Below are 12,680 nucleotides of genomic sequence, written 5' to 3' on the forward strand. Positions count from 1 at the left end.
TTTAGAAAGGATATCCGATGGCGATATTCAGGATAAGATTATCTTTTCTCCAGCTCGAATCTCCGAAATTAATTTTATCAAATGTCCATCTTTCGCCCTTTTCATAATAAGGAACGCGCAATGGCATGGCTAGATCCAGTCTCAGGATCAGGATAGAGAAATCAAGTCTCAGACCAAAACCTGCGCCTACAGCCATTTCGCTTAAAAATTCTTTAGAAAATTTAGCTCCCGGTCTTTGGGAATCTTCATTAATCAGCCATACATTTCCGGCATCGGCAAACAAGGCAACATTTAAAAATTTATAGAGATTGGCTCTGTATTCCGCATTCAGTTCAAGTTTTACATCTCCCGACTGATCAAAATAATAGCCGGGTTTAATGGTTCTCGGATCAAAACTTCCCGGTCCTAAAGTTCTTGCGCGGAAGGCTCTCACACTGTTGCTTCCTCCCGAGAAAAACTGTCTGGAAAAAGGAATATATTCCGAATTTCCGTAAGGATAGGCAACTCCCGCAATAGCTCTTGTCGCCAAAGACGTTTTTTCATTGAATTTATGATAAAACCTGAAATCATTCTCAATTTTGGCAAACTGACTGAACGGAACACCGAAAATTTTTCTTTCTTTATCTTTTTCAACATTCGCTCCTGTAATTAAACCGGTTAAATTTCCTGCAAGATCCAAAGTTCCTTTATAATAAAAAGTATTTGGTTTCTGGAGCATCGTGTTGGTATACGTATAGGAATAAATCGGTCCGAATATCAACTGAGGTTTTACCACTCTTTCTAAAGCATCGTTATTTTGAGAAACCTCTCGATAAGCATCTGTAATATTTGCCGGAGAAACATACGTGATGTCAAAAATCTTCAGATCATGTTCTTTTCGTGCGTTTTCTTTCCAATTGTACCCAAAAGATCCCGTAAAAGTATTGAGGGAATAATCTTCTGTTCTGTTCTGGAATTCGTAGCCTACCGAAATATTGGTTCTCGGAACAAATGCGCTTGAAGAATTAAATCTGAAAGGTGCAACAATCCTCGGAATCGAAAGTTGCGCATTGGCTCCCGTTCTGAAAATATTTTTCGCATTTTCAGGACCTCCGATCTGGAAATCAAAAGCACCGTAAACAGAAGCTTTAAACTGTTCGGCGCCGCGGAAAAAATTACGGTGAGTCCAGTTAAGATTCACTTCACTTCCGGCGTAGTTTGCAGAATTGGTTCTTCCCAAAGCTTCCAGACGAAGCGACTGCAATTCTCTCGGAGTCAGAAGATAATACGTGTCAAATTTATGCTGTAAAGAATCTGAAACAATGAATTCATTTTTCACAAATTTGAAAACACCAAGACTGATGAGCCTATTCAGCGTAAGATTATGATTGGTTCTATTGTACAGATCTCCTTTTTTAAAATATAATGCTCTGTCGAATATTTTCGGTTTAAATTTATTCTGAGGATCGATAACGTAGATATCGCCGTGTTCATATTTCTGAAGCGAATCTGTGTTCATTGGAATCGAATATTTCCCCTGTTTCACATCCTGAATACTGTAATTCGGGAAAACAATTACTTTATCAATGCTGAATTGTTGCGTAGACAGATCCGGCGTATTATCCTTCAGCTTCACATTCAGTTCCACCTTGTGATTTTTGCTTACTGTACTGTCTGCCTGAACAATGAGATTGTCGGGATGGAAATAATAAAACCCTCTTTCTTTCAGTCGGTTATCTATTCTTTCTCTTTCAGATTTTATCACATCCAGATCGAAAGGATTTCCCTGCTTCAAAAGCGTGTTGTCTTTCAGATTCTGGATTTCCTGATTTACCAGTGAAGAATCTTTCTGGAATTTTACATTGCTGATCAGATATCTTGCTCCCGGTTTTAAAGTGTAAATTACCTTAGCTTTTTTATTTTTGGCAACCGTATCATAGGTAGCTCTTGCATTGAAATATCCTTTGTTTTCAGAATAATTAACAATGATATCTTTATTGAATTCGCGGTCTACATCACCCAGCAAAACAGGTTTTTCTCCCACTTTATATTTCAGCCAGTAGTTGAAGCCTTTTTCTTTTTTCGGCTCTTTGGCAATATTATAAAAATACAGTTTAGGTCTTAATCCTAAAAATGAAGAGTTCGGTTTAGGAGTCAGCTTATCCTGAAGCGCGCTTTGAAGATCTTTCTTTTCCTTTTTCGGCAAAGTGTCGTTTTCAATCTTCACTTCCGCACCTGTGTAAAGCATCTGTCCTTCCTTCAGAAATCTTGTATTGCTGCAGGAAAGGGTTGCAGAAGCCATTCCGCAGGTGATTAAAAATTTAAAATAGGTCTGATAACTTTTTTTCATTTACTTAAATTCTACAACTTGGTTTTGTTGGTTTTTTCTGGATTCCTTCTGCTTTCTGTTTTTAGATTTCTGGAAAATATCGCGGAACTTGTCATAGTCCAAAGTGATGATAAATCCTACGCCTGTTTCTACGATCTGCCCCTGAAGCGCAACCTGATATTCGTTCTTACGGTATGCGCGAAGCATATATCTTCCGTCTCTGGAAAGGCTGTAATCCACCGTTACGTCTCCTGCGATATTCGTCATGTTTTCATTTTGCCGCGCTTCTCCTTCCAGTGCAAAATTACTTCCTACAGAAACTTTCAGACGGTCGTTCAGTAATTTTTTACTTAACCCTACATTCAGGTCTGTTCTCGTATTTTTAGATCCTGTAGAATAATCTTCAGAAGATTCAAGATCAAAATTAAGATCCACTCCTTTAATGAGATCCGAGGCAAGATTATTTAACTGTTGGGAAAGAATTTTACTCACACTCTGTCTTGCCAGCATTTCTCCCGAAAGTCCCGCTCCGGATTCAAAAGGATTTTCCCCTATAAATCTGTTGAGAAGAAGCAGTGCGAAAACCTGTTTGTTCATTTCAGATTCCTGAGTTCTCAACTGGGCAAGTTTCTGATCTACAATATCTGTAACCGTGGAAGAAACCGCGTTATTTTTTTCGTCTGTCGTAATATCAAAAGTAATTACAGGTTTCAGCAGTTCGCCTTTCATTTTCAGTAACGTGCTGAAAGGAATTCTCTGCTTAAACTGATTGAGTGTGGAAGCCTGTTCTCCGCTGATCTGCTGTTCCACAAGATCAATTGGGGCGGCTTCGGTTTTATAGACGGCGGTAATATCCAGATTTGCCGTTGTCGGTTCTCCGGTCCATGTAATGGTACTTCCTTTCTGAATATCAAATTTACGTTTCAGAACACTTACCGTCATTTCATAACTTCCGGATTCCACTTCATAAACTCCGACAAGCGTGGTTTTTCCCGATGGATCGACGCCGCCCGTTAATTCCGCTTCCCCCTGAAGTTTCACAAAATCTCCGTTGGCTTTATCAATCAGTAAAGACATTTTTGCTTTCTTACTGATTTCGATGTTCACACTCACGTCCATTCCCTTAATTTTACTCTGGGAATTTAAAGAATCTGCCTTCACGGTTTTGTTTAAAACAACCTGATCCTGATCGATAAATTCTACAATTCCGTCTCTTTCCTGAAGCGTAGGAGAAGACTGCGGAAGCACAAAAGTAAAGTCGGTGTTGTCTGCAACAGCCAGTCTTCCGTCCACCTTCGGCAAATCTAAGTCTCCGCGGATGTGTAATCCTGCATCAATAGAGAGAACGCCGTACATAATGGCATCGTTGGATTTTTCAGAATTCACTACTTTGAAATTCTGTGCATCTACATCAAGATTAAAGGCAAAATCTCTGTATGTCTGCGTAAGAACCTGTCCGTCCACTTTAAGCGCGTTTCCGTCTTTATCTTTAATTTTAAAATTATCAAACTCAATTCCGCGGTTGGTAAAGCTGATTTCGTCATTCAGTTTTCTGAAATCACTTCCTGTTTTTGCTATTTCCAAACCTACATCATTGAATTTTACTTTACCTAAAATATTCGGTTTGGATGCTGTTCCTGTAATCTTCAGGTTTCCTGAAAGATAACCTTCCGTATTGTTTATCGCATTCATCGAGAATCCCTGTACAGATTTCATTTGAAGCTGATTGATCGCCATATTCATATCAAATGTGCTGGAAGAAGTATTGTAATCTCCCAGAATTTTCACATCGTTGTTATTTCCGGAAAGTGCAATATCCGCATTCAGAAGATTCGGAGCATTATTATTGACTTTTATGGCAAGATTTCCTACCGGATTTCCATAGACAATCAGATCAGATACATTAAGATCCGAAGTGAAGGTCATATTTTTCGTAATATTTTTAAGCTGAGCCGTTCCGTTGATGGTTCCTCTTGCCAAAACCGTATCTTTTTTAATTAATTCGGTGATGGTTTCAATCTTAAAATCCTTCAGAGAAACATTCAGCGGAGCATTCGGAGCCTGGCTTTCAGATTGTAAGGCAATTTCGCTTCCTGCGTTGGAAAGTCTGAAATTATCTGCGAGAATTCCGTTATTGCCGATCTGTATTTTATTTCCTTCGGAAACCGTCCAGTCAGAATAATTTAATTTTAAACCATTCGGATTTAAAGAAATTTCCGTGATGTCGTTCAGTGATTTTGCATTTCCGGCAATCAGGAATTGGGTAACCTCTTTCTGGTCTTTCGTGGTGATGTTATAATTGATGATATTATTGGCAACATCTCCTGTAATTCCTACTTTATTCAGTGCGAAACTGGAGCTTTTTAATCCTGCAACATAAAGATTGTATTGTAAAGCATTATTTTCGTTCGTTACTTTTATGGTAGCGTCTTCAATGGAATTTTCACCGTAAAGAACCTGCGGAATCTGTCCGTCGATCTCAATTTTCTGAGAATCTGCATCGTAATTTCCATTTAAATTAATGGTTTCAAAACTTTTCAGTTCCGGAACAAATTTTCTGATCAGATTATCATTTTTAATTTTTGCATTGAAGGTGAAAAACTGTCCTGCCTGAATTTTCTGTGCTTTTCCTGGCTTTTGAAACTGATAATATTGGTTAATTGTGTTTGACAAAGCACCGAAAATCTGTGTCAGCTTATATTTTCCTTTTAATTCGACATCTGCAATCTGGGAATTGAAAATAATATTCGTAGAATCTGCGGTTGAAGACGCTTTTAAATTCACTTCCTGAATCGGGTACACTTCTTTGGTATCCGAAAAAGCAAAGTCTTTTAAATTCAGATAACCGTTCAGATTGTCGGGATCAAGATTAGAAAAATCTCCGTCTATTTTTCCGGCAAGAATCATCGGATCTTTATAGAATCCCAGTTTGTTGAGGTCTAATTTTATTACTTCTCCGTTTACTTTTACCGTTGGATTTTTTTCGTTGTACACTCCGGAAGCGGTTAACATCAGGTTCGCATTCGGATCTTTTGAATTTAAAACAACGTTATACACTCCGCGGCGGATTTTTCCGGTAAGATTCATGTTCTGATAACGGTATCCTTTGTAAACAGCCGAAGCAACATGACCTTTAAGATCTGCATTGGCATTTTTAAAATCGAAACTTTCTCCTTTCGCGTAAATCTGTGCAGAAATGGCTCCGATCTCTTTATTCTGGATGATTTTCCCCAACTGAAGTCCCTGAAGATTGGCTTTTACATCATACAGTTCCCTGTTTTTTCTGCGCATATCCACATTTGCCTTAACGGAAGCATTTCCAAGCGTAGAGTAGAGGTTAAGGTCTGTTGCAACCACTTTCGTAGTTCCTTTTGCGATTGCTTTGATGCTGAAATTGGAAGGCAGCGAAATATTTTTCGGAATTGTATTTTTGGGAACCAGATTGTAGATGGTTTTTGCTGATGAAGATAATTCCGCAATTTTCAGATCGTAATACAACTGATCCGGATTCATTGCATTTTTCACTCTTCCTGATGCGGCAACTCTTAGCTGATCGATACCTGAAATTTTCAGATTATTAATCAATAAATCATTGACACTTCCTTTTACATTGGCATTAACATTTAAAACCGCATTGGGATATTTGTTGAAAGGCGTGGTATTTCTTAAGGTCGGAACAATATTCAGAATATCCGAAAATCCGATCTTTGAATCTTTGATGTTGGCTGAAATCTGTACGGCTCCTAAATTTGAGCTTAACTGTTCTATTGAATTGTAATTTAATACGACCTCATCGCGAAGAATGGTTCTCGGTGTCTGCAAATAAAGATCTTTTAAATAAGCCTGTTTATCATTATACACAAAATCTGTATTGAATTTCTGAATATCCAGTCCTCTTGCTTCCTGAATTTCTGCGGAATTTACGTTTCCTGCAAAAGTATTGTCCTGCATTTTGAAACTTCTGACTTCAAGATTGAGTTTGGAAAAATTCAGATGATTGAAATCCATTCCCTGTTTGGCAGGAGCAATTGCGGTATTGTTGTAGGCGACTTTTACATCATTTAAAACAAATTTTCCTAAAAGAAGACTGAGTGCTTTTTCTTTTTCCGAAGGTTTTGAAGCTTCCGGCTCCGTTTTCGGATTGGCATTTTTCGCAGGAAGATATAAATTGGCGTTAATATCGGCTCCGGAAAGGAATACATTATCCACATTGTAGGCATTGTTTTCCAGATCGAGTTTATTCACTTTCGTGCTTAGTTCTTTAAATAAAACTTTAGCGAAAGTTTTGGTATTGTCATCTCCGTAATCAATGTTGAAATTGGTGAGTTTAATTCCTCTTAAGCTAATCTGCATGGGCTTTTTGTTATTAAGAGAATCGACTTTTTTCTCTACTTTTTTGGAAACTTCTTCTACAAGATCCTGCTTCAGTTTCAGTTTTAAGCCGTCTAAATTGATGTCGTTTACGGCGTAAGAATTCTTTTGAAGATCAAATGTTTTTACCCTTGTATCAAAAGATTTAAAGTAAAGCTGAATATCATTTCTGGATTGCTGATCGTTAAAGGTAACACCGATGTCTTTCAGATTGATTTTATCTAAAGAAATAATGAACGGTTTGGAGGCACTTTCTTCCTTATCGCTTGTTGCAAAAGCATCCAGAATATAATCGAAGTTAAATTTTCCGTCGGGTTTTCTTACTACATTGGCTCTTGCTCCTTCCAGATCTACGGACGTAATATCCGCGGTGGAGTTGATGAGTTTCAGCATATTTAAACCTACATCCAGTTTTTTTACCGCCAAAAGAGTGTCGATATCCTGACCTTTCAGATAAAGGTTTTCCATTACAAGACTGTTGGGAAAGCCGACGTAGACTCTTTCGAGACTAACTTTTGTTTTGATTTTTTTCTCCAGATAAACAACCAGTTTGTCTTTGATAAAGTTCTGAACAACAGGAAGTCTTAAACTAAGTACTAATAACGAAAAAAATACCAGTATGGATATAATGGTAATTGCAAAACGCTTTAAGAGTTTTCTTTTATTGATTTTCAGTTTCAAAAGTGATCGGGTTTATAACAAATATAACAATACTTACCGTACTGTTACTATGTTGTGGTACACTTTTTCTTAATACAAAAACCCTGCCTCGACTGCCAATTATGGAATTTAGTTTAGTTTATTGTCAAGTGAATAGTTGAAAATGGCAGTCAAGGCTCGGGTTTGAATTGTTTAAAAAGCCCCCTTCGTAATCATTTTTCTGTTGAAAAGGTTTAGCAAAAATGAAAATTCAAAATGTTTAGTTAGTGTATGGATAGGGGGCTTGGCATGGTTTAAGTGTTGAGATAATTATTTTTTATTCGTTTCCGTTCTCCCATTTTACCTGTTCTCCTTGTGGGGCAGCACCGCCCTGAGCCGGAGTAATAGGAGGGGTTTCCTGATTGATATGGTAAATATAGGCTGCAATTTTTTCGGCATCTCTTCCTGTAATGGTTCCTTCTTTAATCAGAGGTCTCATCGTAGGATTGTTGGGAGAGCCGTTTTCCAGCATCCAGATTACGTTTTTAAACAGGCTTTTCTGTTGTACATTAATCCAGTGTGTGTCTGTAAGATTAGGGCCAATTCCGCCTTTTCCGTTTTCTCCGTGGCAGGTTACGCAGTTTGTTTTAAATAATTCCTGACCTTCCGCAATATTGTCTGCACTGTATTTTGCAGTTTCCAGTGTTACCTGGGGGGCGGTTTTTTCAAACTCGGCAATAGAAGCAAGCATTGTTTTGGTTTCTGCATTCAGTTCTGCATCCGGATGCGCATAATCTGTAAAGGTAAAAGCAATTAGATATACCGCACAGAAAATACACCCGAAGTAGAATAAACCGATCCACCATTTCGGAAGAGAATTGTCCAGCTCCGTAATTCCGTCGAATCCGTGATCGATAAGAATATCTTTTTCCTCTGTTGCAGACTGCTTTTTGAATGCCGAATTCCAGAGTTTCTGAAAGTAAGGCGTATTTTTATCTTTAATATAGGCTGCTTTTTCTTCGTCTGATAATTTCTTAAAATTTTCACCTTCAATTAAATCTCCGATGGAATTCATGATGAGAAGAAGAATAATGGCGATAAGCATTAATCCCCAGAAAAAAGGTGAAGAAAAATATCCTGAATCGTGCGCGAACATTTCGAACGCCATAATCGTTAAACCTACTGTTACGAGAATGTAGATTGAAATCGGGGTTCTTGTTTTCATGTCAATTTAATTTAAATTATTCTGCACTTGCAGTTTGAATCTGAGTGGTTTTGATATCTGTTCCTAATCTTTGCAGATAAGCAATCATGGCTACGATTTCTCTTTTTTCCAGTGGAACGAATGAAGCTCCTTTTGCAACACGGTCTTTTTCCACCTGATCTTTCACGTCTTTCGCTTCAGAATAAATTCTTTTCACAATACCATTTGCCTGATTGTCTGCCCACTGATTGGCGGAATCTATTTCAGCTTTTGAATAAGGAACGTCAAAGTAATTTTTCATTAATTTCATCTTGTCTACCGTCTTTGTTCTGTCCAGTGTATTGCTGATCAGCCAAGGGAAACGCGGCATGATAGAACCCGCTGAGGTAATTCTTGGATTATACATGTGTTTGAAATGCCATGAATCCGGGTTTCTTCCACCTTCTCTCTGCAGATCCGGTCCTGTTCTTTTCGATCCCCAAAGGAATGGTCTGTCGTAAACAAATTCTCCTGCTTTGGAATACTGTCCGTTTTTGCCTTCAAATCTTACAATCTCATCACGGAAAGGGCGGATCATCTGAGAGTGACAGGCGTTACAGCCTTCGCGGATGTATAAATCTCTTCCTTCCAGTTCCAACGGTGAGTAAGGTTTTACTGCGGTAATGGTAGGAACACTCTGTTTTAAGGTTAATGTCGGGATAATTTCTACCAAACCTCCGATGGCTACTGTAATGAAAGCCAATATTGCCATAATTTTCGGGGTTCTTTCGATCCATAAGTGAATTCCTTCGCCTTCTTTTCTTGCAGATCCGATGTTTGCCAGTGCCGGAGCTTCTGCCGGAACGTTTTTCTGGAAAGATCCTGCTCTGACGGTTTTGATAACATTCACCACCATTAAAATGGCTCCTGAAATATAGAACAGACCTCCTAAGAATCTCATTTTATAGTAAGGAATAATTGCAGTTACGGTATCCAGCCAGTTTTTCCAAACTAAAGTTCCGTCCGGATTGAACTGTTTCCACATTAATCCCTGAGTAAATCCTGAAATATACATCGGAACGGCGTAGAAAATAATTCCTAAAGTTCCCAGCCAGAAATGCAAGTTGGCTAATTTTCTGGACCAAAGCTGTGTTCTCCACATCACCGGAATCAGATAATAAACGATACCGAAAGCCATGAAACCATTCCATCCTAATGCTCCGATGTGTACGTGTCCGATTACCCAGTCTGTATAGTGACCAATTTTATTTAAAGATTTTGTTGCTAAAAGCGGGCCTTCAAAGGTTGCCATACCATAGCATGTTACCGCAACGACGAAGAATTTTAAGATAGGATTTTCTCTTACTTTGTCCCAAGCTCCTCTCAAAGTCAGCAATCCGTTCAGCATTCCTCCCCAGGATGGAGCGATCAGCATGATGGAGAAACCTGTTCCCACCGCCTGCGCCCAAGCCGGAAGCGCAGTATATTGTAAATGGTGTGGTCCTGCCCAAAGGTAAACGAAGATCAGAGACCAGAAGTGGATAATTGATAATTTGTATGAAAATACAGGTCGGTCTGCCGCTTTCGGTAAGAAATAATACATTAAACCAAGAACCGGAGTTGTGAGTACGAACGCCACTGCATTATGACCGTACCACCACTGAACCAAAGCATCTTTAGCTCCTGCGTAGATGGAATAAGATTTCCATGTAGTGAAAGACAACGGAACTTCAAGATTATTGAAGATATGAAGCATCGCTACGGCAAGCCACGTTCCCATGTAAAACCAGATGGCTACATAAAGGTGTCGCACCCTTCTTTTGGCAATGGTTCCGAACATATTGATCCCGAAAATAACCCATGAAATGGTAATTAAAATATCAATCGGCCATTCGTGTTCTGCGTATTCTTTTGAGGTGTTGATTCCCATAAGGAAAGTAATAACCACAGAAACAATCATGATCTGCCATGTCCAAAAATGAATCCATGATAAAGTGTCGCTGTACATTCTTGTTTTAAGAAGTCTCTGCATACTGTAATATGCACCGCAGAAAAAGGAATTACAGACGAAAGCGAAAATTACAGCACTCGTATGCAGCATTCTGATTCTCCCGAAACCTAAAGCTCCCTGAGTATTAATAAGTCCCTGAATATTTCCAGATACTAAACTTTTAATCGTTGTATCATCGGTTCCGAATAAAAATTCCGGAAGCTCAGGATAAAAAAGCATCAGCGCAGCAGTAAGCCCAAGTAAAAAACCCACCAAACCGAATGCGATTGTAGCATAGAGGAATGCTCTGACAATATTATTGTCATAATTAAATTTTTGCGTCTCCATAATTCCTATTGTGTTGTACTGAGGTTGATATTTTTCTATTAAAGCCTAATTCTACAAACAAATTTTAAGGTAATATTAAATATCATGTAGTGTAATAATGTTTTGACAAAGGTATTTACTAACTTTGTGTAAGTCTAATAGATATACTTCTAAAATATACCGAAAACTACTAAAACCAAGAGAGATGAAAATATGTGGACAAAACATCAGGAAAATAAGACGGAGTAAGGATTTTACTCAGGAATATATGGCTTTTGAGATGGGGATTTCTCAGAAAGCCTATTCTGATATCGAAAATTCCAAAGTGAAGATTAATCTGGAAATCTTAACTAAAATTTCGGATATTTTAGAAATTAAACCTTCTGATGTATGCAGTATTTCTGATAAATGCGGGAACGGTTTTGAAGATAAGTATAATGATCTGGTAGAATACATGAAAAAGAACGGAATTGAAGTTCCTAAAGAGTATTTATAAATATTGTTAGATATAAAATCGGAAAGGCTGCTTCTTTTGGGGCAGTCTTTTATTTTTAGTGAATTAAAAACGAAGAAAATTTAAAATTTATTAAAAAGTAAATCTGTAATTCTGAGAAAGCAGAAACAAAAAACCATCCTTAAAAAAGGATGGTTTTTGTAGACTCACAGGGATTCGAACCCCAGATGACTGAACCAAAATCAGTAGTGTTACCGCTACACCATGAGTCTCTGTTTGTTTTAGTGGTGCAAATTTACAGCTTTTTTTATTACATACAAGAAAATATTAAACTTTTTTTTAAATTTACTGTATATTTTATTCTCGGAAATGATGCAGATAGACTTCAAGAATCTCAATATTAATCAATTATCCTTTAAAACAGAATTCGAAATCAAGGTGAAGAATTTTCTGGAAGAATGGTTCTCGGATTCTGATACGGTAAAAGTACAGACTTCCGGTTCTACCGGAACTCCCAAAGTTTTTGATATTGAAAAAAGCAGAATGATGAATTCCGCAGAGATGACCTGCGATTTTTTGGGATTGAAAGAAGGAGATACATCGTTAATCTGTCTTCCAGTCGAATATATTTCAGGGAAAATGATGGTCGTTCGTTCGATGATGAGGAAATTAAAATTAATTGTTACTGATCCTTCTGTAAAACCTGTAGAAACGTTAGACCAGAAAATCGATTTCTGCGCCATGACTCCGCTTCAGGTTGAAAATTCTTTAGATAAACTGTACCTGATTAAAAATCTCATCATTGGCGGAGCTGCCGTTTCTGAAGATCTGAAAAAGAAAATGAAGGAAGCTCTTAAAACTTCAGACTCTGAAACCTTTATTTTCGAAACCTACGGAATGTCTGAAACCCTTTCTCACATTGGATTAAAACAAATTTTGCCAAACTCTGAAGAATATTTTACGGTTTTTGAAAATGTAGAAATATCTTTGGACGAAAGAAATTGTCTGAAAATCTTTGCTCCAAAATTAAATCCCGAAATTCTTCAAACGAATGATTTAGTTGAAATTAAAAATGGAAAGCAGTTTAAATTTTTAGGAAGAATTGACAATGTAATCAATTCAGGCGGTGCAAAAATATTTCCTGAACAGTTGGAAGCTCTGGTAAAAAAAGAAATTCCGAATGAAGTGGTTTTCTTAGGAATTGATGATGTAAGTCTCGGTCAAAAATTGATTGCAGTAATTGAAGGCGAAAAATCGGACGATTTAATTACAAAAATAAAAGAAATTCAGTTTGAAAAAAGTTTTCACAAGCCGAAAGAAATTGTTTTTGTTGAAAAAATTCCGAGAACGCCCAATGGAAAAATTAATAGAATTGAACTGAAAAAACTTTTAAACAACACCATTTAGA

Annotated in this window: 6 protein-coding genes and 1 tRNA gene; 2 read left to right on the top strand and 5 right to left on the bottom strand. The window is 37.6% G+C overall.

Going from position 1 to position 12,680, the window contains the following annotated elements:
- Nucleotide 1 precedes the first annotated feature (1 nt).
- The 4 genes from H6W52_RS02625 to ccoN form a co-directional block, all read right to left on the bottom strand.
- Nucleotides 2–2,329 (bottom strand): BamA/TamA family outer membrane protein, encoded by a 2,328-nt coding sequence (locus H6W52_RS02625; protein WP_116097103.1) that lies wholly within the window; start codon nt 2,327–2,329, stop codon nt 2–4.
- Nucleotides 2,330–7,360 carry a translocation/assembly module TamB gene (locus H6W52_RS02630; protein WP_116097105.1) on the bottom strand — a complete coding sequence of 1,677 codons (5,031 nt, stop codon included), beginning with the start codon at nt 7,358–7,360 and terminating at the stop codon, nt 2,330–2,332.
- Nucleotides 7,361–7,655: 295 nt separating this feature from the next.
- Nucleotides 7,656–8,543, bottom strand: a complete 888-nt coding sequence (locus H6W52_RS02635; RefSeq protein ID WP_076390805.1) for a cbb3-type cytochrome c oxidase N-terminal domain-containing protein — start codon at nt 8,541–8,543, stop codon at nt 7,656–7,658.
- Between the two features lie 16 nt (nt 8,544–8,559).
- Nucleotides 8,560–10,839, bottom strand: a complete 2,280-nt coding sequence (gene ccoN, locus H6W52_RS02640; protein WP_116097107.1) for a cytochrome-c oxidase, cbb3-type subunit I — start codon at nt 10,837–10,839, stop codon at nt 8,560–8,562.
- Nucleotides 10,840–11,023: 184 nt separating this feature from the next.
- On the opposite strand from ccoN, the gene H6W52_RS02645 reads away from it, so the two are divergent.
- Nucleotides 11,024–11,314 (top strand): helix-turn-helix domain-containing protein, encoded by a 291-nt coding sequence (locus tag H6W52_RS02645; protein WP_116097109.1) that lies wholly within the window; start codon nt 11,024–11,026, stop codon nt 11,312–11,314.
- Nucleotides 11,315–11,473: 159 nt separating this feature from the next.
- Here the strand turns inward: H6W52_RS02645 and H6W52_RS02650 are convergent.
- A tRNA-Gln gene (locus tag H6W52_RS02650) sits at nt 11,474–11,544 on the bottom strand.
- Nucleotides 11,545–11,644: 100 nt separating this feature from the next.
- Between H6W52_RS02650 and H6W52_RS02655 the strand changes: the two genes are divergently transcribed.
- Nucleotides 11,645–12,679 (top strand): AMP-binding protein, encoded by a 1,035-nt coding sequence (locus H6W52_RS02655; protein ID WP_116097111.1) that lies wholly within the window; start codon nt 11,645–11,647, stop codon nt 12,677–12,679.
- The last annotated feature ends 1 nt before the right edge of the window (nt 12,680 follow it).

It is taken from the genome of Chryseobacterium sp. C2(2020) (genome assembly GCF_014218915.1).
Classification (GTDB): domain Bacteria; phylum Bacteroidota; class Bacteroidia; order Flavobacteriales; family Weeksellaceae; genus Chryseobacterium; species Chryseobacterium mucoviscidosis.

Coding starts and splice junctions, on each gene's coding strand:
- H6W52_RS02625 (WP_116097103.1), bottom strand. CDS start 2,329: ATGAAAAAAAGTTATCAGACCTATTTTAAATTTTTAATCACCTGCGGA.
- H6W52_RS02635 (WP_076390805.1), bottom strand. CDS start 8,543: ATGAAAACAAGAACCCCGATTTCAATCTACATTCTCGTAACAGTAGGT.
- ccoN (WP_116097107.1), bottom strand. CDS start 10,839: ATGGAGACGCAAAAATTTAATTATGACAATAATATTGTCAGAGCATTC.
- H6W52_RS02645 (WP_116097109.1), top strand. CDS start 11,024: ATGAAAATATGTGGACAAAACATCAGGAAAATAAGACGGAGTAAGGAT.
- H6W52_RS02655 (WP_116097111.1), top strand. CDS start 11,645: ATGCAGATAGACTTCAAGAATCTCAATATTAATCAATTATCCTTTAAA.